At 34.2% G+C, this 23613-nt stretch carries 29 protein-coding genes and 1 pseudogene; 3 read left to right on the top strand and 27 right to left on the bottom strand.

Translation table 11 applies throughout. The features are described 5' to 3' along the window. Positions 1-155 precede the first annotated feature (155 nt). From BCR26_RS13850 to srlE, 3 genes are read left to right on the top strand one after another with little or no spacing between them, the layout of a single operon-like run. The gene (locus BCR26_RS13850) at positions 156-545 is read left to right on the top strand and encodes a transcriptional regulator GutM (protein WP_069699581.1); all 390 of its coding nucleotides are present in this window, start codon (positions 156-158) and stop codon (positions 543-545) included. A 2-nt stretch (positions 546-547) separates the two neighbouring features. Then, the gene (gene srlA, locus BCR26_RS13845) at positions 548-1072 is read left to right on the top strand and encodes a PTS glucitol/sorbitol transporter subunit IIC (RefSeq protein ID WP_069699580.1); all 525 of its coding nucleotides are present in this window, start codon (positions 548-550) and stop codon (positions 1070-1072) included. A gap of 17 nt (positions 1073-1089) precedes the next feature. Then, positions 1090-2097, top strand: a complete 1008-nt coding sequence (gene srlE / locus BCR26_RS13840; RefSeq protein ID WP_069699579.1) for a PTS glucitol/sorbitol transporter subunit IIB — start codon at positions 1090-1092, stop codon at positions 2095-2097. Positions 2098-2414: 317 nt separating this feature from the next. Here srlE and BCR26_RS13835 read toward each other — a convergent pair whose 3' ends face one another. The 27 genes and pseudogenes from BCR26_RS13835 to BCR26_RS13715 all read right to left on the bottom strand — a co-directional run bounded on the left by BCR26_RS13835 (position 2415) and on the right by BCR26_RS13715 (position 23606). After that, positions 2415-2681, bottom strand: coding sequence for a YiaA/YiaB family inner membrane protein (locus BCR26_RS13835; protein WP_069699578.1), 267 nt, complete (start codon positions 2679-2681; stop codon positions 2415-2417). A 144-nt stretch (positions 2682-2825) separates the two neighbouring features. Beyond that, complete coding sequence (locus tag BCR26_RS13830) at positions 2826-3566, bottom strand: hypothetical protein (protein ID WP_069699577.1); 741 nt, start codon at positions 3564-3566, stop codon at positions 2826-2828. Next, positions 3563-4789 (bottom strand): glutathionylspermidine synthase family protein, encoded by a 1227-nt coding sequence (locus BCR26_RS13825; RefSeq protein ID WP_069699576.1) that lies wholly within the window; start codon positions 4787-4789, stop codon positions 3563-3565. Before BCR26_RS13825 ends, BCR26_RS13830 begins: the two co-directional genes overlap by 4 nt. A 10-nt stretch (positions 4790-4799) precedes the next feature. Then, on the bottom strand, positions 4800-5681 hold the full coding sequence (locus tag BCR26_RS13820; RefSeq protein WP_069699575.1) for a hypothetical protein: 882 nt from the start codon (positions 5679-5681) through the stop codon (positions 4800-4802). A gap of 787 nt (positions 5682-6468) precedes the next feature. Continuing rightward, positions 6469-6981, bottom strand: a complete 513-nt coding sequence (locus BCR26_RS13815) for an adenylyl-sulfate kinase (protein ID WP_069699574.1) — start codon at positions 6979-6981, stop codon at positions 6469-6471. A gap of 83 nt (positions 6982-7064) precedes the next feature. Then, positions 7065-7211, bottom strand: a complete 147-nt coding sequence (locus BCR26_RS18585; protein WP_169818897.1) for a hypothetical protein — start codon at positions 7209-7211, stop codon at positions 7065-7067. A 12-nt stretch (positions 7212-7223) separates the two neighbouring features. After that, the gene (locus tag BCR26_RS13810; RefSeq protein WP_069699573.1) at positions 7224-7406 is read right to left on the bottom strand and encodes a nucleoside/nucleotide kinase family protein; all 183 of its coding nucleotides are present in this window, start codon (positions 7404-7406) and stop codon (positions 7224-7226) included. Between the two features lie 272 nt (positions 7407-7678). Then, complete coding sequence (locus BCR26_RS13805) at positions 7679-8773, bottom strand: hypothetical protein (protein ID WP_069699572.1); 1095 nt, start codon at positions 8771-8773, stop codon at positions 7679-7681. A 460-nt stretch (positions 8774-9233) separates the two neighbouring features. Continuing rightward, entirely contained in the window at positions 9234-10511 is a 1278-nt protein-coding gene (locus BCR26_RS13800; protein ID WP_069699571.1) for a LysM peptidoglycan-binding domain-containing protein, read from the bottom strand. Between the two features lie 311 nt (positions 10512-10822). Beyond that, positions 10823-11956: a hypothetical protein gene (locus BCR26_RS13795; protein ID WP_069699570.1), complete on the bottom strand. Its 1134-nt coding sequence runs from the start codon at positions 11954-11956 to the stop codon at positions 10823-10825. Then, on the bottom strand, positions 11953-14220 hold the full coding sequence (locus tag BCR26_RS13790) for a transglycosylase domain-containing protein (RefSeq protein ID WP_069699569.1): 2268 nt from the start codon (positions 14218-14220) through the stop codon (positions 11953-11955). Before BCR26_RS13790 ends, BCR26_RS13795 begins: the two co-directional genes overlap by 4 nt. Before the next feature lie 549 nt (positions 14221-14769). Further along, complete coding sequence (locus BCR26_RS13785) at positions 14770-15072, bottom strand: DUF4176 domain-containing protein (RefSeq protein ID WP_069699568.1); 303 nt, start codon at positions 15070-15072, stop codon at positions 14770-14772. A 45-nt stretch (positions 15073-15117) separates the two neighbouring features. Beyond that, positions 15118-15762: a DUF443 family protein gene (locus BCR26_RS13780; RefSeq protein WP_069699567.1), complete on the bottom strand. Its 645-nt coding sequence runs from the start codon at positions 15760-15762 to the stop codon at positions 15118-15120. Positions 15763-15766: 4 nt separating this feature from the next. Next, complete coding sequence (locus tag BCR26_RS13775) at positions 15767-16150, bottom strand: hypothetical protein (RefSeq protein WP_211272309.1); 384 nt, start codon at positions 16148-16150, stop codon at positions 15767-15769. 119 nt (positions 16151-16269) lie between these two features. After that, entirely contained in the window at positions 16270-16569 is a 300-nt protein-coding gene (locus BCR26_RS13770; protein ID WP_069699565.1) for a DUF4176 domain-containing protein, read from the bottom strand. 18 nt (positions 16570-16587) lie between these two features. Beyond that, positions 16588-17127 (bottom strand): hypothetical protein, encoded by a 540-nt coding sequence (locus BCR26_RS13765; RefSeq protein ID WP_069699564.1) that lies wholly within the window; start codon positions 17125-17127, stop codon positions 16588-16590. Next, complete coding sequence (locus BCR26_RS13760) at positions 17120-17722, bottom strand: hypothetical protein (RefSeq protein ID WP_069699563.1); 603 nt, start codon at positions 17720-17722, stop codon at positions 17120-17122. Before BCR26_RS13760 ends, BCR26_RS13765 begins: the two co-directional genes overlap by 8 nt. Positions 17723-18064: 342 nt before the next feature. After that, positions 18065-18166, bottom strand: a complete 102-nt coding sequence (locus BCR26_RS19255) for a DUF4176 domain-containing protein (RefSeq protein WP_139124958.1) — start codon at positions 18164-18166, stop codon at positions 18065-18067. Between the two features lie 24 nt (positions 18167-18190). Further along, complete coding sequence (locus BCR26_RS13750; RefSeq protein ID WP_069699562.1) at positions 18191-18760, bottom strand: hypothetical protein; 570 nt, start codon at positions 18758-18760, stop codon at positions 18191-18193. A 414-nt stretch (positions 18761-19174) separates the two neighbouring features. Continuing rightward, entirely contained in the window at positions 19175-19480 is a 306-nt protein-coding gene (locus BCR26_RS13745) for a DUF4176 domain-containing protein (RefSeq protein WP_139124957.1), read from the bottom strand. Positions 19481-19493: 13 nt separating this feature from the next. After that, a pseudogene (locus BCR26_RS19175) lies at positions 19494-19979 on the bottom strand (DUF4176 domain-containing protein). Between the two features lie 8 nt (positions 19980-19987). Continuing rightward, positions 19988-20698: a DUF443 family protein gene (locus tag BCR26_RS13735; RefSeq protein WP_084387148.1), complete on the bottom strand. Its 711-nt coding sequence runs from the start codon at positions 20696-20698 to the stop codon at positions 19988-19990. A 2-nt stretch (positions 20699-20700) separates the two neighbouring features. Next, complete coding sequence (locus BCR26_RS18580; protein ID WP_211272308.1) at positions 20701-20868, bottom strand: hypothetical protein; 168 nt, start codon at positions 20866-20868, stop codon at positions 20701-20703. A 108-nt stretch (positions 20869-20976) separates the two neighbouring features. Next, complete coding sequence (locus tag BCR26_RS13730; RefSeq protein WP_069699559.1) at positions 20977-21267, bottom strand: DUF4176 domain-containing protein; 291 nt, start codon at positions 21265-21267, stop codon at positions 20977-20979. Then, on the bottom strand, positions 21264-21857 hold the full coding sequence (locus tag BCR26_RS13725; RefSeq protein ID WP_069699558.1) for a hypothetical protein: 594 nt from the start codon (positions 21855-21857) through the stop codon (positions 21264-21266). Before BCR26_RS13725 ends, BCR26_RS13730 begins: the two co-directional genes overlap by 4 nt. 17 nt (positions 21858-21874) lie before the next feature. Next, a complete protein-coding gene (locus tag BCR26_RS13720; RefSeq protein ID WP_069699557.1) occupies positions 21875-23257 on the bottom strand; it encodes an LXG domain-containing protein in 1383 nt (460 codons plus the stop codon). Beyond that, a complete protein-coding gene (locus BCR26_RS13715; RefSeq protein ID WP_069699263.1) occupies positions 23247-23606 on the bottom strand; it encodes a DUF3958 family protein in 360 nt (119 codons plus the stop codon). Before BCR26_RS13715 ends, BCR26_RS13720 begins: the two co-directional genes overlap by 11 nt. Positions 23607-23613: the final 7 nt, after the last annotated feature.

The raw sequence follows: 23613 nt of genomic DNA, 5'->3' as shown, positions 1-23613 counted from the left end.
TACAGTCATATTTATATTTTGACACTATTTTTTCACGAAGATAACATATGTTCCAACATAAAAATAACTGTAAAAAATTATTGACTTTTCAAAATATTCAACTTACTATATTGTCGTAAAGCGCTTTCAAATAATGGATAGGAGAGGAGAAATTTATGGGAAAGTATCAAAATCTAATCTTTTTATTAGTCGCTTGCTGGATGTTACAGTTTGGCTTTTCTTTTCTTCAGCAAAAGAATTACCACAGAATAATTAATAAAAGTAAGGCACATGGCGTTGGTTACTTAGGGGTTGGGATCGAGAAAACTAAATTCAATTTAGGTAGTGGCATCATTATGATTGTCATAACAGATGATAACGGAACGATTTTAGATTGCCAACAAATGTCTGGTTATACTGTTTTCGCTCGATTTAGACCATTAAAAAAGACAATTGGTCAATCAGCAGAAGTCGCTTTAGCTGACCTAAAGGGGAAAAGAAGAAGAAAAGCATTCCAACAAGCATTAACTCTCATTGATAAAGAAAAACAAAAAATGGAGGCATAGTTATGGACTTTTTAGTAAAATTAGCAGAAAACTTTATTGGTATTTTTAATGCTGGTGGTGAAAACTTAGTTGGATTAATAACAGGTATCCTGCCAACTTTAATTGTTTTACTAACCTTCGTAAACGCATTGATCGCTTTAATTGGGGAAGATCGTGTGACTCGCTTCGCTCAATTTTGTACTAAGAATATTATTTTACGCTATAGTTTGTTCCCGTTTCTCGCAGTGTTCTTTCTAACAAATCCGATGTGCTATTCTTTCGGTCGTTTTCTAAATGAAAAACAAAAACCTGCTTTCTATGACGCCTCTGTTTCCTTAGTTCATCCTATCACCGGATTGTTTCCCCATGCTAACGCTGGAGAACTTTTCGTCTGGACAGGTATCTCTTCTGGCTTAACAACTCTCGGTTTATCTGTAATGCCTTTAGCTGTTCGTTACTTTATTGTTGGTCTGATTGTTATTCTAATACGTGGTATTTGTACAGAAACATTAACTAAAATGATGTGGAAAGACCCTGCAAACGGATAATGAAGGAGGAAAAAAAGATGACAAAATCTGTAGTAGTTGTTAAAGGTAAAAGTGGTTGGGGCGGTCCATTAACACTCGCTCCCTCTGATACAAAGAAAATTGTCGCTTCCATAACTGGCGGTGGCATTCATCCAGTGGCCCAAAAAATTGCAGATTTACTTGGCGTCGAAGCAAAAGATGGCTTTAAGGAAAAAGTCGCTCCTGAAGAAATGATTTGTGCAGTAGTCGATTGTGGTGGGACGGCTCGTTGCGGTGTCTATCCTAAATTAAACGTCCTAACAGTTAATCTCCATGCAACCACACCTTCTGGCCCATTGATGAAATTTATAAACGAAGAAAACTTTGTCTCTGGTGTTAGTTTACATGAAATTTTCCTTTCCGATGAAGTTCTATCTTCGTCTATTGAAAGTAGCGTTGATAAAAAAACAGTCGACTATTCAGAAGCGAAACAAAAAGTGCAAGCCGCTAAAGACGAAGTCGCTGAAAACCAAGGTGGATTACTAGGGCTGATTAACCGGATGGGACGAAGTGTCGGCAACGTAGTTGGGATTTTTTACCAAGCTGGACGAGATACCATTGAAATTGTGATTAAGAATATTTTGCCCTTCATGGCTTTTGTCAGCATGCTTGTTGGACTCATTAATTATACTGGAATCGGTAATGTTATTGCTGCAGGAGTAAAGCCTCTTTCTGGAAATATCTTCGGGTTAATTATTCTTTCTCTGATTTGCTCCATTCCTATTTTATCTCCCGTTTTAGGTCCCGGAGCTGTTATCGCTCAAGTAGTTGGTGTGCTTTTAGGTGTAGAAATTGGTAAAGGAACGATTCCTCCTGCGATGGCCTTACCAGCACTTTTTGCAATTAATTCTCAAGCAGGTGCCGATTTTGTCCCCGTCGGTTTAACCCTTGCAGAAGCAGAGCCCTATACAGTTGAAATCGGCGTTCCGGCGGTTCTGTTCTCAAGAATGCTCACAGGTCCAGTTTCAGTCTTACTCGCTTGGTTATTTAGTTTAGGAATGTATTAAGGCTAGTCATTTATGCAAAAAAAACGATTGTATTTATAGGCTCTTTTGAAAGATTTTATACGTTCATTTCAGTCAGAGTACTTCTATAGTTGCAAAAAATAGAGGTCGAGACAGAAGTCGTTTTGGGGCGTGAAATTAGAACGAAAAGCGCACCATGCGCTTTATCTATTGAGTGCTTTGCGGGAGATTTCCGAAAACGCAGACTTTTGACCACCGTTTATTCCGATTTAGAGGATGAAACAAAACTGATTTTTAGTTTTGTCCCATCCTCTATTCGTTACAGTTTATCTTCCAAGCTCATTTATAAATGTACATTCTTATATTTCTTTTTCTGTTGAACCTTCATCCGCCGCACGAAACATTTGATTATAGCGCTCTTCATCTTCTTGATTATCTCTCACAACTTTTGCAAGCGTAAACGATGAAGAAATCAGACCTACCGATCCCATCAAGTAGTAGCCTTTCACCATCAAAGGCTCTTTAAGTGTATATAACCCAATCATCATCAACGCAACAAAGAACGCAAATGACCCCCAACTTAAAAATACAAACGCTGGTGTATTTCTGTAGACCTTTTTTTTCATAATTTCCTCCTAAGAATATTTTAGTGGTACCAAAATAGTTTATCATCCCAAGTCATTTATTACTATGTTTTTTTCGAATAAATAAACATATAAATCGAAAAACTTAAATAATATTCAAAAAAGGTATTCCTTCGTTATCATTTACTAGCCAGCCCGGTAGCCCCCACCGCCAGAACTTGCTTCGGGAATAGACATTCCAAACCCACCAGCCGCATTTCTAGCTAACCCTAAAAGAAGCAAAAAGCGATAAAAAATGCTCACGTTTTTTGGTTTTGCTATTTTTTGTATCTGTTTATTGCCTTTTTTATCGCAAAGATAAATGATGATACCTTCTTTGTGATAATGATACAAAATATACTTCAAGTCTTTCTGAAACTCGTCAGTTCTTACAATAATTTCTTTAATTCCTTGTTTTTTTAAATAGCTAGCAGAAGGCATATCTTGCAGCACAACACACCAACGATTATCAAAGATTCCTGGTCCTACTTTAGCGCCCTTGAAACGATTAGAGTCAAGTAAAAACACAGGATTTGCTTCAACCTTAAGTGGTGTTTCTTCCAAAATAAAGCCACCATACCGTAACCCATTTACAATTCCTTTCATGGAAACAGCGGTTCTTCCTTCCCCAGGTACACCATTAAATAGCGGCACTGGACGATAACCTTTTTTAGCCAAACCTAGCCCTTCCTTGATACTATTACCCTCTGCCAAATCAACGATTAGTAATCGATTGTCAGCGTAACTAGTCCATTGAACATTTGAAATATTTATAGCCCTACAAGTTGGTTTTGTGTTCAAATTCATAAAAACGACTGGTTTCGCCCATTGCGTCCATAATGACGTATCTGGTGCCCATTTTTTGTATAATTCTAGCTGCTCTTTCATAATTCCTCCTGACCATTTTTTCTCACTAATATCGGAATATCTTTTGCTTTTTCGTCGATTCTAGCATGAGGATTAATCCGACCATACAATCCAGCAAAGACACCATCTACTACAAAGACACCGATACAAAGATGAAACTCTTTCCCATCTTGTGTTTGGACAGGAAGACTGTTGAATTTTCTTTGGACAATCCATTCTTTTTTCCTTTTCAGGGCTTCTTTTTTAATCCGCTCAAATTCTTTCTCAGAAGTAGCTTCTTTGATAGTAATATCTCCACCAACACGCCCAAATACGGGCTTATAGATATAGTCAGTATCTTCATATTCTAAAGGAATAACTAGTTTTGTTTCAGGTAATAGTTGTTTCCAGATTTTACAGTCCGTTGCTAGTCGATTCCAAATTAAAGGTAAACTCTTAGGTTGTGTCAACATCGCAACTGGATGATTACAGGAAGGGGTAACCGTTGAATAGTATCCTTGCCACTTCGCAGAAAATGGTAATCTAGTCATCCATTCTAGTGGGAAAAAGCGAATAAGTCCGGCTAATTCTTCTTTATTATTCTCTAAAGTACTAAATACCCGATTATTTTCAAATTTGGCATGATTTGGCGCTAAATATAAAGCCCGATACCCTTCTTTTTCAAAGTAATCCCCCATGAATTGCATCACTTGCCGATCATCGGAATAAGAGGTTGCATGAACAAATCCAATTGTTCCGTCTGGCTTAATACGCTTTTTAAAGCCGTTAAGCAAGTGCTGTGAAAATTTTTCTGAAGGGACTGAATCAGGTACAAAACGTGCAGCTACTTCTGGCAAAATAGAACTTTCCGCAAATCCACCAGGTACATCACTATTTACCTCAGAAATTTTCCACCCCTCATCAGTCGGATGAAAATCAAAGCGCATCAAGCGAACATGGTCTTCCTTTTTATAATTTTTAGCCTTTTTCATAGCACGGCACATTGAATTGGGTAAACCAAGCTCTTTCGCTAAAAAAAGATTATTTAGAAGTTCCGTCTCCATTTCAATTGTTTCCATCGCTAACTGCTCCGAAAAACTTGCTATTTCAGCCACAACTGTCTCATCAAGCACTGCAATGTACTCACTAACGGTATTGGCATCTTCCACCTGTGGATCCCATTTGTACGCTTTAAAGATTACTTCATAGCGATAATCTGAATAGTCTCCCTCAGGTATTTTTACTAGTTGAATGTTCTCTTTCAAAATAATCCTCCTAAAAAATAGTTGGCAATGTAGCAACAACAGCTATAGCAAAAAACAAATACAAAGTAGCCACTCCTATAGAGGCTACTTTCCCATTTAACTGGTCACGATTTTCTTGTGGCTTAAACAACAACAGTTCAAACAAAATCATTAATATTACCATCAATAAAACTGGCCAAGCAACTGTAAAGTCAACGATTGTTCTAGTAAACGAGAGCCAATTTCCAGCTGACCCACGAGCCAAAATCAAGCCTGAAGCAACCAAATAAGCACTGAATCGAATTCCGCTATTTATATCACGGTCAACCGTTATACGATTGATAATTCCTGTAGTAAAATTAATCAACATCCCTAATAACAACCAAGATACTGTCCCTAAACCACCTGCAAAAACAACAGTCCACCAGCCCGGTCCATCTCCAATATTAGCTCCTGCATAGATTAATGAACTGCCAATCACTGCCCCTGTTAACATAATCATTGAGGATCTATTTTGACTCATCAAAACATCATCTTCATAAGAAAAAGCCCAAAATAAAAGCATGCCAGAAAAACTGAGTGAAAGCCAAGCGATTCCTAAAAGCAAATACAATAGCGTATAGGAAAACGAGTCCGAAACATCCCAAGAAGCAGCGGTTCTTAAAGTAACTAGATAAAAAAAGAGAGCAATCATTGGAAGCAAGTATAAATAAATCCCCGATTTTATTTCATTAAAAAAAGTAGTCCTTCGGCTGACTTTCAGATACCAACCACGCAAAAATAAACAACTAAGATAGATAGAGATTCCCATAACAACACCTTCTCCAATTGAAAAATACAAAAACTCCCACGAAAATAGTGAAATAAAGAAAGAGATGAGCAACATGTTAAAAAGTCTATTTTTTACTACCATTTATTTCTCCTCACTTTTTTAACAAATAATGTATAATAATATGCCTCAAAAAATTAATAATAATTAAATTGTAATATAGTAAAGAAAGTTATGAAAGTCCCTATTATAAAAAAATGGTAAAATGTTCTAACTAGATCAACTATATTGATTTTCTCGACACTTATAAAATAGATATTTCTAGTAATTTCTTTAGAAAACACGAGATTCAATCTATACAACCAAAAACAAAACATTTAACCTCAATAAATTAAGATGACATTCACAAAACTTACTGATCAAATCCTCGTGAATGCCATCTTATTTATGAATCGTTTTTTCTCACTCTTTATTCAGACTTAGAGAACAAAACAACTCTGATTTTTAGTTTTCCATATCCTCTCAAACCTAATAGATAAGTTATTTTTTAATTATCCATAAAAAAGTTTAATCAGTCTGTTTTTCCCTATTCTTCAACCTATTCAATATGTGCGATAATCCTTTTAAATTTAGAATAGCTTAATCAGCACCAGCTTTCTCAAAAAGACTTGTTACACGAATAATATCTTTCTCTTTTTGCGCTATGGAAAAACTAAGGTACTCTTCTTCAAAAAAGCACTAACTGAACTTCTAGTATCGGGCACAAAAAATAACACCCTTATTCGGAACATCGCTCACAAAAAATCAGTCTAGTGTTCTTCATTTTTATTATCCGCTATTAGAACTATCTTGTAACAAAAAGTTTAGAATCAACAAAAGTAACTGAAAACAAATACCAAATCCATCCCTACCACACTTCAAAACTTTTCAGTTACTTATTCACTCTATTCAAGATGATTTGAGCTACTTCTTCTGGGGTCCTGCTCTCATTATTGATTTTTTCCTCTAAAGGCACTTCTTGAAAAGCTTCGATAATCTGATCCACTCTTTCTGCTCCCCATCTTATTATTTCAGGTGGACGTTCCTTTAATCTATTAAGAATAGTTTCTTTGCTTACCTCTAGCTGAAAATGATGCAATTCAATCTTAGCTTCTTTCAATCCTATGAAAATTTCATCATATGCTGGCTGCTTGTACAACGTCATTGGAGCAATAATGTCTCCATCATACTCTTCATCAATTTTTTTTAAAACATGAACATTCCAAGCTCTCCATTCATAATAATCTTGAAAATCCCCTTTTTGTATTTCTTTAGGCAAGTTCTGACGTAAAAAATCGCCAATATTTTCTGGATCATACAGATAGGAATGTTCAATTTTGCTCTGAAGAATTTCTGCGATTGTCGTTTTCCCTGCTCCATATGCACCGTTTATCCAAATAAGCATGTATTCCCTCCTTACTTAAATCTACTTCTGTTTATTTACTTTTATTATTACATTAAGAGTCATCTAAAAAAATAGTAATTACATCAGATAAATCTACCAATTATCTCTATATTTTTATTGATACTTTCGGAACCATCTACCACCAGATCAGCTCCTTGACTAATAAACTGTTCATAATCAATAAATAGGTAAGAATACTCACCATCTATTTTTGCAAGGTCAGTAACCAATAAGCTAAGATCCTATTGGTTAACTGCTAGTTCAATAGGGGTTGAGATTGCTGGAGCTGAAGGTAGTGCATCAATCTCATAATCATCAAAAGAAAGATGCCTACTGTTTCTATATTTTTCAGACAGTTTTTGAACAATTGTCGATTTGCCACTACCACTCATTCCACTAACCACAACCACTGTACTTTTACTCATTTTTATTTACCTCCTAAAAATAGCTATCCAGATAATCAAAGTATTGTCTGTTATTACTCTTTATAAATCCTTTTAATGAACTATTTCTAATGAATAATGATTATTGAAAATATCCTATTCCCCAACACTTACTCTCTCCCCAGTTTTTTTCCTTCATATTCGTTCACTTCCACTAAGTCAAACTTATCTTTACAAAAATTTCTGCACAAAAGAAAGCGGATTCACCCGATGGTTCAATAATCATAATCCGCATTTTTTGTAGAATTGTACAATCACTTTATAATGAGATTTCCTTGAGCATCAAATGTGTAGCTAATTAATTCATGGCTAGTTCCATACATCCAAGTAATTGTACCAAAATTATCACTGTTCCCCCACAGAGAATTGAAGTCATTCCATTTTGTTACAGGGTCTTTTTTTTGCCGATAGTCAATAAAATAGGTAGGGTGTGTCTTCATAAATTTTTCTTCTACCGCTGATAAGGATCTATATTGAAACCAGCCACAAAATACTGTTGCTGGAATCCCAAAATGAGCCCCTACTTTTAGCATATAAGCTGACTGAGAATAGCCTGTTAGTTGCTCAATCGTCCAATCTGGGTGTTTCTCTACAATATCTCCCACATAGGAAATGGCTTCCTCTCCCTGGGGAGAACCAATGGGTCCCATGCCCTTAACTGCCGAAACTACGTCCTTAATATCACTTGGAAAGGTACCCGCTGAAACTACTGTCACATGATTAATATCTGCTTGCTCATCTATAATTGGTGCAACCGCCATTCCTTGGAAGCCATGACTGCCATTTCTTGTTGACAAAATTTGGAAGTATCTTCCTCCAATATAGAGTTTGTTATCTTCATTTTCTTTTAAATTAGCCGTTTCCTTACTAATAAGAACCCTATTTCTATCATAGTTCGGATCAACATAGTACGCCTCTTTATTCAAATAGACCAGATCTTTTTCGCTAAGCAAATAATCTTCATTTTGAGCCTCGGAAAGAATGATATTTACTTGATCTTTTGTTTTCCCTCGCTCAATCAATTCTCCGTCAAAGCTAAAATTTTCTAATGTATCTCCAGTATCTGGTGGTAAATCTACTCCCAAAATAATCCTACTTTTTTCTGTGACTACTTCAACATTTACCCCAAAAAATCCTGCTAAATCATTTTTACTATAACTTTCTGAAAAATGGATTTCTTTAACATCAGCAAATGTATTTTTTATTTGCTTCGCTACAATCATTTCCATGTCAGAAATATCTTTTACTTCTTGCTTTTTCTCTCGATCCTGCTCATAAAAAAATAACCCCACTCCTACTCCTATAAAGCTTAGAATAAATCCCCCTATAAACAACCCTTTTATTTTCAAAATAGCCTCACCTCTTTTTCTTACTTCTTTTGTTCGCTAAGATGACCATTTTAGTTAAAAATACGACTGAACATAATTCTAATTGGACGTAAATTTTTTTAATCTATTGAATAATTCCGAAAAAAACACTTAGTTTTATTTTAGTATAAATGATGTATATCTCTTGAAAATAATAAAAATGTTTTAAATAAGCTTCAATACAATCTCTCGTTTTCTTATTATACCGTATTTCATAATCAGAATCAGTTATTAAAATTTTTTTCTGTGTTCTGATTCTTTAAAAACACATTGTTTGTCAAATTCAAATAGTTAGATTTTTTTCCACTACTCAACAATTACAGATTGCCCTTCCCATAAAAATAATATAGAGTTCTAAAAGACCATGCTCCAGCCTTTTCAGAACTCTATATTTTGTAAAATCATTTTTTATTAATTTATTTTATTCAATACCAAAAAAATTTTAACTGATTTTTATCAATGAAATAATTCCACCAGCTTGTGGGTCATTTGCAGTAGTAATCCTAAGTGTTTGAATACTATTTATAAGTTTCACTGACTCTTCTTTTACCCACTCAGGATCAGTATCATAGCGAGCATCTTGGTAATGATTTGGATTTCGATAGAAACGAATAGAACCATCATGATTCGATATATACGTCACATAGACCGTAGAAGCCATTGAACCATCCATGTTAAAACTTAAAGTGACACTATTTTCCTCTAAAATCTGCGATCCGTTAAATGGTAATACTTGATGTCCAATCGCATTTTTTGTTACAGATATCTCAATTGGTTGACCTACAATTCCATAATATTGTAATAGTTCTTCTGTTACTCGAGCGTATTCAATTTGCTCATCTGAATATCCTGCAAAAACATTAGTTACTGGATTTTGAACATTATTTGAGTTTGCTAACAACACTTCTAACATAACATCCGCCTCTCCATCAGCATAATTTCCAGCATAGTTGGGAGTTGCTAAAGAAATACCTCCATTTTTATTAACAAAAAGATAGAGTTTGTTGATTTTATCAGTTACAAGCTGTCGGTCATAACTATTTGTCGGTTCCATCGTGATTTCCGTATTTACTTTAACTGTTCTAATTCTATTGCCTGTTGTGCCATCAGCATTAGAAACTCTAATCTCTTTTGTTGGTATATTGCTAAAATTCGCATTATATTCTTGTTGTCCAACTAAATTAATATCAAAAATCACCTTTCCAGAATTTCCTTGTGAAAAATCTAAAGTGACAGAATTCGGCACATTCATTCCATGAAAGTCGAATGTTGCCGGATAGGTCAATCCCTCTCGAGCTACCGCGTATGGATAATCTTCTTGAGTGTTTCCTTCCCCAACACCTTTATTAGGATCAATTTTATCTTTATCTTTAATTATTGACTGAGAATAAATTGAACCATCTTTATTTTTCACAGTAATCTTATTATCTCCAAAAGAAAGAACTCTACCGATAGGCAGTACGTACTGATCCCCTTTGGTTAAATTTATCCCATTAATTTCTGCTAATTTTTGATACTTTACATTTATTTTTTGACCAATTGCCCAAAGCGTATCACCTTGCTTCATCGTATATTCTTTCTGATTGTTAGAAATTTGAATAGTATCTGGATAATTGGCTTTCCATCCACTAGCAGAAACCGTTGCCTCTCCAAAATCCGTAAAAACCGCAACCCCAAATAATCCAGACACAACACCCAACGTTATTATTTTCTTTTTCATTTCATGTTCCTCCCGAAATTAGTATAAAAACAAGAAAGCTACACTTTCATTAAATATATTACCATAACATTTACAATATTACAACAAGATTACTTAAACATGACTAAAAAGTCTTTTTGTTTTCAAGAAAGTAACTTTTAAAACATTAAAATGTCTAGAGAATGCTATCTGAACAAATATCTTTTTAACCTTCGGATCGCGCCAACAAGCTTCTTGATGATCACTTCTGTAGCCTCTAATAGGAAATCTCAGTTTATCAATCTATATCAAAACAGAATTTATAAGTTAGGCACATCATATACTAGTAACAGCTATCTATCAGACGAGCTAGTGGTAGTGGTTGTATCGATAGTCGCTTGAGTTGTTGTAGTATTACCGGTTTCTTTTTCTACTGCAGTACTCGTTGTTTCAGTAGTTTGAAGAGATGTAGCTTCATACCTTGGACTGATTGTAGCAGTTAGTGGTGTTCCTTTCAGAACGTACTCACCAGGTATTACTCTTTCTCCATTATATCTAATTTCTTTAATTGGACTATCTAAGGCAATTTCGTGCAATTCACGTTCAAATACCTCGACACGAATCCCAGCCTCCAAAGCTTCTTTATACGTAGTAATAGCAGTAATATCAATATAGTCTTTTTGAGTTAGGGCTTGCATCATTTGCTTTTGCATTTGCCATTGATCGTATTGATTCGCTACCTCATTCATAGTGACTGCATTTATCCAATCCCCACTCATTAGTAGAATGTTCAGTTCTTTTATATTAGGAAATTTTATTAAGTCCATTTTTTTAATCTGTGCTAAAATGCTGTTTGTATCTACGGTTGTTAACTTTCGATTGACTAACACGGAATGTCCTGATACCTCACCTAGCAGTGGCAACGTTGTATCAATGAACTCCTTTAAAGAATTATAATCTTTTACAATAGTTGTTAGCTGTTGAAGGTATGCATTGTTAACCTCTGAATCGTCTTCCAGGGTTAAATATTCCATTTGATGATACAACGTTGATAATCTAGTTGGTTCGGGATTTTTATACGCCTCAGGGACAAAGGTTGTAATATCCAAGTAGATACGAAGTAATTTTATTTGCGCGGCAATCTCACCATCTGTAATATGTTGTTTCTCCTTACTCATTAAAGCTTGTTGGTAGATTTCTTCTAAGCGCTCAACATTCTCCAATGGAATCATTTTTTGCTGTTGGATCATTTGCAACTCTTCTTCCAACTTTTTCCATATTTCAAGGTCATCCACTTGATCTGTCGTAAAATAATTCTTTGTTAATTCTGGCGGGACATTGTTTAAAGTTCCTTCTAATTTTGTATTTTTCCAGACAGCTGTTTGCTGATATTGATAGAGGACTTTACGTCCATAAAAAACAACCAAAACAATCACACTCGTAAAGACAATCAAAAAAAGTCCTTTGCCAATTTTTTTCCATATCATTCTACGTTCCCACCTTTTGGTAATCGTAAATACAACTCTGTTGATAATACTTCAGGTGGAAATGTCCCACCATCCAAATAATACTGATAAAACGGATCTTTTTCACTCTCTGGCCACCCTTTTGGTAAAACTGCACTAGAAACAACTGCATCAAGTTGAGTTGCTTGATAGTCTAGGGTTGGTGGTAAACTGATTGACGAGGTTCTACTATCTTTTGCATCTGTAATGGCCACATCCATCATTAAACCATTGCCACCTAACACCTTAACCGTGTCTGGCTTAATCCAATTAGGAGGTTGGGTTCCATTATTTAATAGTAATTGCAAATCCCTATTCAACTGTTGATACCCTTTATAAGTATCTGGTATTTGTGGTGAACTATTCGGTTCATCATAGCCAGTCCAAATAGAAATCGTATAACCATTATTTGTATAACTTACATACCATGCATCACTTCCCCCAACACCATATGGAGCGGGCGGATTAATATTCTCAGAAAAACCAACTGTTCCTGTTTTCCCTGCATACCCCTCATACTGAGGAATCGCTGCTGCGGCAGCTGTATATTCTGGTTGTGGCACTCCCCGAAGCATATGGTTAAGAACCCATGCTGTTGAAGCAGTCATACTTTGTTTCGTCTGCGGTTCAAACTTTTTTTCACTTCCATCTGTATACTTGATCGACTTGATAAAACGTGGCGCGATATATGTGCCTAAATTATTCAGAGAATTGTAGGCACTTGCTGATTGTAACGTTGATATATTTAGTCCTATACCATCAACCGATGAGTACGTATCTTGAATATCAAGATTCACCCCATGAAGAAATATTTTCATCCGATCTGAACCAAGAATTTCATCGTCAATTCGACCTACAACAGTATTAAGTGATAAGCGTAACGAATCTTTCATACTTTTCATTCCATAAGTATACTGTCCCCAATTCTTCATTACCTTATTTGTTCCTGGATAAACATAATCAGAGGAGTCAAACAAGGTGCCTGTGTTATAAGTATCTCCTAAATATTGAATTAATGGCCCATAAGCCGTAAATGCTTTCATACTGGAGCCACTAGAACGTGTATTTTGAACAGCGCGATTTAATTCATCATCTGGTTTTCGACCGCCAACCATCCCAACAACGACTCCGTCTTTATTCATAGCCGTTACTGCTATTTGTTGTTGTTCATCTAAATAATACTGATTTTCTCTTACTTTATTCGCAATGCTATCGTACACTTTCTCATCTAAAAATGTATGTACTGTTAATGAGATTTCTTCAGGGACATAGCCCATTTTTCTTATTTCATTTAATACTTCATCTGTGTACACTTTATATTTTAAATTCTGCTGTCGTTGTCGCTCTGATTCCCTAAAACGTTCTAACAATCCTTTAGACAAATCATACGCTAGTGCTTCTTCATATTCCTTTTTTGTAATCTTTTTCAACTCATACAATCTCATTAACACCGTCTCTTTTCGAGCATTGGCAGCCTTGGGATTTTCATACAGATTGTATTTAGTGGGCGCCTGAGATAAACCAGCAATATAAGCCTGCTCCGCTAGATTGATCGGCGTCCTCTCTTTATAATCGGCTGGTGTTTTCCCAAAATAGGTTTGGATGATTGCTTTTACCCCTGTCGCGCCCTCTGCATAACTTAAGCTATTTACATAAAAGGTTAGAATTTCTTCTTTTGTAAAATTTTCATCTAATTGTTTGGCCAAAAATAATTCCTGTACTTTGCGAGTGGTGGTCTTATGACCTTCCCCACCATTATAATATCGATTTTTAATTAACTGCTGATCTATTGTTGAACCACCACGAGGGATATATTGAGGGTTTATTTTACTGTAAACCACACCGCCTAACATATTAATAACCCCAGAAATTGAGAAGCCTTTGTTTGTCCAAAAATTTTCATCCTCAATAGCTAATAACGCGGTCTTATACATTTCAGGTATTTCTTCATAGGTCATTGTTTGAACGCGGTGGTCTGTCGGTTGCCAGATCACTTGACCTTTGTTATCTAAAATACGCGTTGGCTCATAAGTCTTTAAATACTGTGCATCCACAGCTGGTAGGTTAACTAGTTTTTGCTTTACATATAAGGTCATAGCCAGAACGCCCAACATAGTAATGAAAATTAGGATTAGAGATGACCAAATTACTCGATTTACCCATTTTCTTTTTGGTTTTGCTTTTTGTTTATTTTTCATTTTTGGGGAATTTTTAATGTATTTTTTAGGTCTGGCTTTTTGCTTCATACTTTTTTCGCCTTCTTTCTTCAGCAATCTCAATTCTATATTTAGTAGGTATTTGAAATAAAAAAATCGCTCTGTTCCTTAGCAGTCGTCTTTATGGTTATTCCAATTCACATAATTTTCAGACAAACAGGTATAATCACTCTAATTGAGGTTAGTGTAATTTTTTCCCAATACCCATGAAGACTTCATCATTCTTTATTTTACAACGAACTTTTACCGATTACCAATTTCAGTCTCGTTGTTCATTCGACAGTTATGAGAATAAATCTGTCACTTGAATGTAGTTTTACTTGCTAACTTATTCTTTCCCAGTAAACGAAACGCTTTCAATCATTTGCCGCATGTACGTTATTTCAAAGTAAGTAGGATACTACTTATCGCTGTATTTCTTTTGGTATTTGTTCATTGACTCTTTTTGTTAGATAGCGATTACCGTTGCTTTCAAACATTATTTTCACTCCTCCTTCCTTATTTTTGGCAACACAAAAAAGAGCCAATTACAGCGAAGCAATCGACTCTCATGATCATAATATATGGTTATTTTTCTAGCTATTTCAAAGCTTGTTTTACATCGCCTTTTTTCAACATTTTCCCTTCATTCTTCAACCACTCATTGTATAAATCATCGAATCGTTCTTGTTCCTCATCTGTATACCCAGCAAAAACAACTTTATCAATATTTTCTTGATTAAAATAAAGAACTTCCTCTGGATTTAAGCCATTCGGGAATTTACAGCCACTGTAGTCATAGAGTACCTTTTCATCATTTTCCTTTAAGACCGGCCCTCTGTTCAAGACCATAATTTTCTGACTACCTTCTCTTAAATAAACAATTGAACCAATTGATAACATTTTTTATCCTCTTTTCTAAATGTATTTCTAAACAAACAACCTAATTTACTTATTTTTCTCTCTATTTTTTGAGTAAGCATACTCCATATTAGTATACGGTCTCACAACAGCAGTATTCAAAAACAATAACACAAAAGATAATAACGCTATTATAGTTAAAACGATGACCTCAAGATATGCGATATACAAATAAAATAAAAAGAGATAAACACCAAAGAAGATGAGCATTGATTGAAAACAAATTTTTCTATAATAAGAATTCATTTCCACCAAATGAATGTCTCCCAGAAATTCTTGTTTGTCTATATATTTCTTTAATTTTTTACGATTGAATAAAGATACACTGCCTCTTAATCCAATAGCTAAAGCGATTGTCACGACAACATAAGTAATTAATGCATGCATTGTTACCTCTTTAAAAAAAATAGCCATAAAACTTCTGAGAAAAGTATAAATTGCTCCTCCCAAACTAATAGCAGCAATATTTAAGCCAGTTGACTCCGAGTATTTAGTCGCACGTTTCAACTCACTGTATTGCTCCTCAGTTATTTCTAGTGCTTTCAGTTTATACTGCCATACAAACATCGGAAAAAACCAGATTAACTTATTGGTATCCATATCTATTAAGTATCTTTTTTTGTTTAGTAAAACGAGTTTGTACCTACTTATTTTAGAATTGTCTATTCTCATTCTTTCATCCTCCAAAACTAGATACTAAACTATTCCAGCCTTTAGAAATAGATTCACCGACTCTCCCTACTTCTTTCTTGATACCTTTAATCCCATTATCAAATCCTTTTGACCAATCATTTGCCATATCTTTAATACCAAGAAAGTTCGATTCATATATTATATTTGCTACTAATCCACTTGCTACAGCAATACCAACAGCTACCATTCCAACTGGGGTAACCCCCAAAGCAACAGTGACCCAAAAACCTACTCCAGAAGCTATCTGTATACCTAACCCCGTTGTAACAGCAGTATGGGCAATAGCTTGTCCTACAGATTTTCCTTCTGAAAGATCACTAGTAAATCCAATTACTGGTCCTGCTACTTTCGCAACACCTTGTAACATCCCTTTTGCTGCAAAACCAGAAGCCGCTGACAAACTAGTACTAGCGTATCCTACCCCCTTAGAAAAATAAGAGCTGACAGATGCACTAACTATGTAATAATATATAGTTATTTTTCAGTTTAGAGCGTTTCTTTAATGTTTAACTTAGGATACTTTGTTGACTTTAATTGTTCTTTTATATTTTTTTGCAATTCTTGTTCTTCTTCTGAAATATACCCTGTGAAATGAATCTTCTGAATATCTTCGCTATTAAAGAAGTAGTTTCCCTCATTAATTTGACCTTGTGGATAAAAACATCCTGCATAATCAAAATAACCAATTTCTCCATTGTTATTATACAGCGGGAAACGTGCTGTAATCATTAATTCTTGTTCCCCATTATTCAAGGTTACGACGGTTCCTATTGGTAACAATTCCATTCTCTATTCCCTCATCTTCTATTTTATTTTTTCACTAATTTCTTGAAATACTTTTTTCTTTTTAAATGGTGAAGAAAAATTTAAAAGTGCTACAACCGCAAAAGTCATTAATATAACTAAAAAAAAGTTTAGTAGTGTTTGTTTAAAATAAAAAGTTATATACGCTATTGGACATAACAGGCTTACTACACTGATTATCTTTATTTGATTAGATAGTAGCAGTTGTCCAACCTTCAAGTATTTGATTAGGTATTTTCCATCGTTCTCTATTTCCTTAAAATTACCAGAAGAACTTTTAAAATACTGGTCTATAACTTGAAAAATATAGCCTATCCCCACTCCTATACAAACACCTGTTACCAAAAAAAAGAAGAAATTCCCGTTTATCCTTTCATTTTTTATACTACGACTCATAACCATAAGCAAAACTGTTAAAACATACATTCCTGCGGGTGTTTTTTCTTCCCGTTTTATAAAAAGTCCACTAGTCAAATCAAAATAAAGTGACTCTTTGCCCAAATAATTGTTCTTAATTAAAATATATTTTGTTTTAGCCAAATAAATTACCTACCCATTTCCCTACAGATTTTACTGCATCCCCTACTTCTTTTTTCGTAACATCATATAGCGGATCAATAACTAATTCAGTAACTCCCAAAGTAACCACTGCACCTAGAGCAATTGCTCCTAAACCAGTTACTCCAAGTGCACCTATTGCTAATCCAATTCCAATATTAGCAATAAGATGAGCCCCTGTTTTGGCCGCAGCATCTGCATCGCTCTCACCACTAGCTACCATTGAGCCGAAGTCAACAGCTGCCCCAATTAGAGGCATTGCTTTCCCTGCCGCTCCAACCATTTTGGAACCGGCATAAAATGCTGAAGAAATATTCGTACCACCAAACTGCTTTGTCCCTGTATTGTATAATCCTACTGCTATTTTGTCGCCATTTTTTACCATGAAATCTTCTGCCATTTCTAAGCCGACATCTTGATTCATAGGAAAAACTGTATCTTCTATAACGTCTTTTTGAACAAAATCCTTCACTACTTTTCGGTTTTCTTTAAGGCTCTGATTTCTTATAGCCTCTTCTATTCTCTTTTCTCTTTTATTCCAATTCTTTGTAATCGGCTTCGCCCAACGCATATCCATTTTCTTTACATTAAATGTTCCTGAACTTTGGTACCAGATTCGCTGTTAAAATTTGCTATTACTACGTATCAGTATCTTGACAAATTGATGGTACTATATTCTGACACATTTTTAAATAACACCTATCTCAATTAGACGATAAGTGTTAAATACAACTAGTCAATTTTAAATTTTGGATATTTTATTAGCGATTCTTTCTCTTCAATATATTTTTTTATTTCTTCCTCAGAAGAATCTACATAACTTTTATAAAAGATTTTTTGTACATCCTCTTGATTAAAAAAGAAATTTCCTTGATAAATATTCCTTGGTGATAAAGACATGCACCATATTCAAAATAACCTATCTCATTACTATATTACTTAGTGGAAATCTAGAAACTATCATCAGTTTCTGATCTCCACTTTTTAGAGTTAATACCGTTCCTAGTGGCAATATATCCATCTGTTCTTACTCTTTTCCAATTAATTAGTATTTAATCTTATTCTCTTTACAAAATAATGTCAATTTCTTCTTATATATACTAAAATACAAGATTGGTTCACAAAAAAAGAAAACTCCAGTTGACCACGCAAAAAAAATTACCAGCAACATAAGGATGTAATCTGGTTTATTAACAAATACAATTCCAACAAGAATTGATAAAATAATGAACATACCACTAAGTTTTAACAGAAAGCTTCTATCCCATTTTCCAATCTCTATCCATTTTTTCAAATCTTCAAAAGAATAATCAATAATACTATTATTTAGCTCTCTTAATTGTTGCCTCTTAGCTAGATAATAAAGAAGTATTCCAAATACAGCTCCAACAACAAAAATTAGAAAAAGCACACCAGTTTTATTAATTTGAGTATCTATTATCGTTTTTCTATACAAAAGCATGAATATACTAAAAAATCTAAACAGCATAAATGCCCGCTTTTTACTTCCGGACTGTCTTTTTAAGTCCTCTCTATAGATTTTTGCTACTTCGTGTGTCTTAAGATTAAAAAAATATTGATAATTTTCTTCATCTGTATATACTAACTGAAACATGCTTTTCTCCTTTAAATTTTTTTGTAGATATTTTCTTTCTCTATACCTACTTACCTTAATTGTCCTAGTTACTCATCCAAGGATTTAGCAGTTATAGTTGCACATACTCTCGCATATCCAAATATCATACAAACACTCCTATAGATCAATTATCTTCTGACCTAAGTTAGTGACCGTATACTAAGCCTTATAAATCAATATACAAATAGTTGTTCAGAAACCAGTAAGTACCTGAACAACTATAGGTTACATTAATAACATTATATCGTGAGCATTTTGCACTATCAGCGCAAAGTACAAGTATAATTTATAGAATCTTTTTGATACTCAGAAATGCTTGCTACATAAAAATTAATGAGAAAAAATAAAAAATCATGTCATTTCACAGTCTATTTGGCTAAACTTATATCCATTTTAATTGAGTATCGTTCCCTTTTTATATCCTGATTTTTCAATCATTTCATCATATCCTATTTGAAATTCTCTTTCACTGTCATTCTCATACCCTTTAAATATTATTTTTGCAACATTTTCTTTATTAAAAAAGTAAACTGCTTCAGGCGCTAACATCCCTTGGGGCACTAAAACTGCACCATAATCATAATAGAACATTTTTTTCTTTTCTTCAATCACGCTACCTCTAGCAACAATCATCAGTTCTGATCCGTCACCATCTTCCAAAATCACAACAGTTCCAAGTGGTAATATATTATCTTTCATTTTTTTCTCCTGACTATTTATTATTTTGATGCAGAGAGACAACACCTAACCATCGAATCAAATTATTTTCCCATAAAAATAAAACAGCTGTAAATGGGAGTATGCCTGCTAAACTAAGCATGACAATTTCACTGCCAATGTTATTACCAATCAAGTTTCCCTCTTTGTTGATGATCCATAATATTATAGGTAATAATATACTTGAAAAATCTAAAGGTTTATCAATAATACCCTTTTTTATTGTATTTGCTTTTGTTTGTTTCCATTCTTTGTATATTTCTTGAAATCTATTCTCGTCTTCATCTATAAAGCCATTAAATAACACTTTATCAATATTTTCTTGATTAAAATATAACACTTGATCTTGGACCAAGCCTGTTGGATAGACACAACCGGAATAATCAAACATTCTAGTTGCTTAATCTATAACAATCAATGGGCCTCTATTTAGAATCATGACTTTCTTTGTTCCTTCTTTCAAATAAACGATACTTCCAATAGGTAAAATTATTTCTCCTTTATATATCTTATTTTGTAATTTGTCGGTGTCACTGCTAAGCGATTAGTCAGCAAAAATAGTGTCAATATCATTGTAAAACACATTGAGATAATCCAATAGTTATCTGAAACAATGACTAAAAAAAAGGCAATCGCTAAAACAAAGGCAAACAATAAATAGACTCCTAGACTTTTTAAAATAGTTGTGAATGAAGAAGGTACAACTCTTATTTTTTTCATAGTCAAAGTGGTATATTCAATTTTTTTATAAAGCTTTTTTTTTGATAATACAGACAGATATACCCTAATTATAATAGCCGGAATAGAAACTGTAATAAGTAATAACAAAACCTTCCCTACCGATGGCATCAAAAGTGCGGTATCACCAAATTGATATATCTGACTATAATTTGTACTAGAATTACTCCCATAGTGTAAAATTTCAGAAGAAAGTATATGAAAAAATACAATAGATAAAGCAATGATTACAACGAATAATTTATTTTTGCTTCTGATTTCATTACTTATGGAATGTACAAGTAAATCATCTGCTATATGCTCATCAATAATATAGATTTTTTGAGGCACTATCCAGTTTAAAACAAAACAAAGATATCCTATTATTGATTGATCTGAATCCATTAAGTAATAACCTAAATCAGAGTGTACTATTTTATAACGGTTATTCTTAAAAACTGTTTTTACTGTCCCATTCTCCATTTTTACCACGACCAATTCATTGGATTAATTGCATCACCAATTCCATTCAAAGCTTCTCCAACATCGTCTAACTTTTCTTTTGCATAATCGATACTGTCATCAATTTTTTTACCTGCCCAATCTATACCTTCATCAACTTTACTACCTGACCAGTCCAAGCCATCTTGCAATCCTAAAAAGTTGTTTTGATACGCAAAATCAAAAGCTATTCCTACAGTTATTTTCTCTTCTAAAACAATAATCTAGACCTAGCTTTATGTCTTATTTACGACTCAAAACTACAAAATTGTTAATCTTGGATATTTAATTGAAGGCAAAACTTCTTCAATGTGTTTTTGAAAATCGTTCTCTTGGCTTGACTCAAAACCTTCAAATAAAATTTCTTCAATATCATCATGATTAAAAAAGAAACTTTCTTTCTCACTAAACCCTTCTGGGTACAAGCAAGCAAGATACTCAAAGTAGCCTATATTCCCTTCGTTATTATACAATGGTAAACGAGATGTTATCATTAATAGATGTTCACCTTTTTTTAATTTTACAATACTTCCAATTGCTAAAAATTTCATGAATGAATCTCTCCTTTAATGTTGAAAAACAACAATTCCTTGTTCTTTTTAATATAACGATATGCGCTCATTCTTTTGAGTGGTGAAACTACTCCGATAAACAGGAAAACAATTGTTGAAAAAAATAATGCAGAAAACAAAAGCAACACGGAGTAATAGTTACTATATAATGGAACTAAGCACACACACAACATTACAATCAAAAAAAAGAGCATCCATATATACTTTCTTAGTTGTTTCTTTCCTTCATTCATATATTTTTCCAATTCTTCATCATCGATATTGAGTATATACTCTAACTTATTGTTATCACTATTTGCGATTCTATTGATAACTATATTAAAGAGAAATCCTCCTATCATTCCTGAAAACACTATTAATAGTACCAGAACCAAAGAGTCAATAGATAATTTAAAAAGCATGTTTCCAAATAAGTAATAGACTAAAATTCCTAAAAAACCTGAGATTATTGAGGTCTTTCCCTTACCAGAATTGATTTCAACAACTACCAATTTTTTTGCTAAATTATCAAAAAAAATGCTTTTGGTTCCCTCTTCTCCATTATAAATAGCTATATATCGTTTCTTCATTCTACTGTCTCACCTTTCTAACCAAAAGCACTTCCTAAATTCCCAAAAAAGCCTCCCACAGCCTGTCCAATATTTTCTCCAATTTTTTCTACGCCATTTTTGATTGATCCACCTAACTCTTTTGCGCCTTCCCAAATTTTTTCTTTGTTATCATACAAACTGTCAAATGCCCAGCTACCAACAGCACCTATAACTACACCAGCTGCAAAACCTACAACGGCTCCTGCAACTGTTCCAACAACAGGAATTGGAATAGCCGTACCTATTGCTGCACCTACTGCAGCTCCAGCTTTCCCTGAAGCAAGTCCTATCCCAACATGTGCAACTGCTTTCACTGCCGCATCTCCAACATCTTCACCTTCACTTACCTGTCCTACAAAATCTAAAACACCACCTAGAGCAGGTAGTCCATATTTTGCTCCACCAATTAAGAGGTTTCCTTGGCTAAACATTTTTGATGTTACTGCGGCCACTCTTGGATTAACAATAACAAAATTTGTTCCTTTTATACCTGTAATATAATTATACCAGCCTCCTAATTTTAAAGTTACATTTCCGCTAGTCTCTAACATCAATGCGGCAAAATCTAATGGAGTTCCATCTTTTACATTTTCTGATATATCATTCCAAGACTTAGATACTATATCCCAAAAGCTTTTAGGCATTTCTTGATTAGGATTTTGTTCTGCAATTTGGATTAATTTTACAAGATCATCTTTAGTAAGTTTTGTTTTTTTCATTAACTTATCAATTTCATTCTTTACAAATCGTTCATTAACCGATTTCGTCCAATCCAAAGCTTTCCCTTTCGGTATAGAAAATGTCCCTGTTGAAGGATTGAAGCTAGTATTCGCTTGTTGTAAACCTTGTGCCAAGGTGCCATAAAAGGCATTCACTTCTGAAAAAATAGCAGGAGACGAGGCATTGAAGGCCAACAATTTTTCTAGCTTCTTCTCCAAGTCTCTTTTCGTGGTTTCTAATGACTCAATAATTCGTTGATTGATTTGTTTCAAGGGATTCGTTCCTAATGGTAGTGACGGTAGATTGTTATTAATGTGTTGCATATTTTGAATGGATTGATTCACCTGTTGAATCCGACGTTCTAATTGGTCAGACTTCAAATCAATGCTATCTACTTCCGATGTATATTGATCCACAAATTTTTGACAGGCTTCTGCAGTCATTTCTGCACCCACTTCAGCGCCTTGAACTAACGGTTGTATCACCGCTGAAAAAAAAGCTTTTGCGGAATCATACGCCTTACTGGATAGTTCTACTGTTCCAATAAATTGTTGATTGCTTTGCAACAAAGAACGATATCCTTGAGACAATTGATTACATACACTTTTCACACTAGCTGCTTGACTTCGTGCTTGTCCTAAGTACATATCAATACTCATTCTGTTCCTCCTTTTCCGCTTTTGCAATTGCTCGTTCTGCCCAAGCCAATGCTTCTTTTTTATCTTCGATTCCTTGTAATTCTTTTTTCATTTCGTGTTCCTGCTCCTCTAAAACCTCTTGAAGAGCGCGTTTCTGCCAATGGATTTGTTCCGCCATGTCTTGATACAACAAATCTGTTTCACTTTGGGCAAACTCTTCTTGTAGTTCTTCAAATAGCGTACTTTGATGAAAAAAATACTCTTCATACGATTCTTCTGTTTGACGAACACTTCGCTGCGTGTTCTCCAGCCCTTCTTGATCGCGCTCTAATTGAAGCTTTTCAGCTTGAACCTCATTCCATGTCTTCATCTGACGA

Origin of the sequence: Enterococcus rivorum, from assembly GCF_001742285.1 — a bacterium.
GTDB classification, from domain to species: Bacteria; Bacillota; Bacilli; order Lactobacillales; family Enterococcaceae; genus Enterococcus_L; species Enterococcus_L rivorum.
The sequence above is the reverse complement of the archived record's forward strand: the minus strand, read 5'-3'. Positions and strand labels throughout refer to the sequence as shown.

What these genes read in the sequence shown, in the direction of transcription:
- BCR26_RS13850 (WP_069699581.1), top strand. Translation starts at nt 156, where the DNA reads ATGGGAAAGTATCAAAATCTAATCTTTTTATTAGTCGCTTGCTGGATG.
- srlA (WP_069699580.1), top strand. Translation starts at nt 548, where the DNA reads ATGGACTTTTTAGTAAAATTAGCAGAAAACTTTATTGGTATTTTTAAT.
- srlE (WP_069699579.1), top strand. Translation starts at nt 1,090, where the DNA reads ATGACAAAATCTGTAGTAGTTGTTAAAGGTAAAAGTGGTTGGGGCGGT.
- BCR26_RS13835 (WP_069699578.1), bottom strand. Translation starts at nt 2,681, where the DNA reads ATGAAAAAAAAGGTCTACAGAAATACACCAGCGTTTGTATTTTTAAGT.
- BCR26_RS13830 (WP_069699577.1), bottom strand. Translation starts at nt 3,566, where the DNA reads ATGAAAGAGCAGCTAGAATTATACAAAAAATGGGCACCAGATACGTCA.
- BCR26_RS13820 (WP_069699575.1), bottom strand. Translation starts at nt 5,681, where the DNA reads ATGGTAGTAAAAAATAGACTTTTTAACATGTTGCTCATCTCTTTCTTT.
- BCR26_RS13815 (WP_069699574.1), bottom strand. Translation starts at nt 6,981, where the DNA reads ATGCTTATTTGGATAAACGGTGCATATGGAGCAGGGAAAACGACAATC.
- BCR26_RS13810 (WP_069699573.1), bottom strand. Translation starts at nt 7,406, where the DNA reads ATGAGTAAAAGTACAGTGGTTGTGGTTAGTGGAATGAGTGGTAGTGGC.
- BCR26_RS13800 (WP_069699571.1), bottom strand. Translation starts at nt 10,511, where the DNA reads ATGAAAAAGAAAATAATAACGTTGGGTGTTGTGTCTGGATTATTTGGG.
- BCR26_RS13795 (WP_069699570.1), bottom strand. Translation starts at nt 11,956, where the DNA reads ATGATATGGAAAAAAATTGGCAAAGGACTTTTTTTGATTGTCTTTACG.
- BCR26_RS13790 (WP_069699569.1), bottom strand. Translation starts at nt 14,220, where the DNA reads ATGAAGCAAAAAGCCAGACCTAAAAAATACATTAAAAATTCCCCAAAA.
- BCR26_RS13785 (WP_069699568.1), bottom strand. Translation starts at nt 15,072, where the DNA reads ATGTTATCAATTGGTTCAATTGTTTATTTAAGAGAAGGTAGTCAGAAA.
- BCR26_RS13780 (WP_069699567.1), bottom strand. Translation starts at nt 15,762, where the DNA reads ATGAGAATAGACAATTCTAAAATAAGTAGGTACAAACTCGTTTTACTA.
- BCR26_RS13775 (WP_211272309.1), bottom strand. Translation starts at nt 16,150, where the DNA reads ATGTTACAAGGTGTTGCGAAAGTAGCAGGACCAGTAATTGGATTTACT.
- BCR26_RS13770 (WP_069699565.1), bottom strand. Translation starts at nt 16,569, where the DNA reads ATGGAATTGTTACCAATAGGAACCGTCGTAACCTTGAATAATGGGGAA.
- BCR26_RS13760 (WP_069699563.1), bottom strand. Translation starts at nt 17,722, where the DNA reads ATGGATATGCGTTGGGCGAAGCCGATTACAAAGAATTGGAATAAAAGA.
- BCR26_RS19255 (WP_139124958.1), bottom strand. Translation starts at nt 18,166, where the DNA reads ATGGATATATTGCCACTAGGAACGGTATTAACTCTAAAAAGTGGAGAT.
- BCR26_RS13750 (WP_069699562.1), bottom strand. Translation starts at nt 18,760, where the DNA reads ATGTTTCAGTTAGTATATACAGATGAAGAAAATTATCAATATTTTTTT.
- BCR26_RS13745 (WP_139124957.1), bottom strand. Translation starts at nt 19,480, where the DNA reads ATGAAAGATAATATATTACCACTTGGAACTGTTGTGATTTTGGAAGAT.
- BCR26_RS13735 (WP_084387148.1), bottom strand. Translation starts at nt 20,698, where the DNA reads ATGGAGAATGGGACAGTAAAAACAGTTTTTAAGAATAACCGTTATAAA.
- BCR26_RS13730 (WP_069699559.1), bottom strand. Translation starts at nt 21,267, where the DNA reads ATGAAATTTTTAGCAATTGGAAGTATTGTAAAATTAAAAAAAGGTGAA.
- BCR26_RS13725 (WP_069699558.1), bottom strand. Translation starts at nt 21,857, where the DNA reads ATGAAGAAACGATATATAGCTATTTATAATGGAGAAGAGGGAACCAAA.
- BCR26_RS13720 (WP_069699557.1), bottom strand. Translation starts at nt 23,257, where the DNA reads ATGAGTATTGATATGTACTTAGGACAAGCACGAAGTCAAGCAGCTAGT.
- BCR26_RS13715 (WP_069699263.1), bottom strand. Translation starts at nt 23,606, where the DNA reads ATGAAGACATGGAATGAGGTTCAAGCTGAAAAGCTTCAATTAGAGCGC.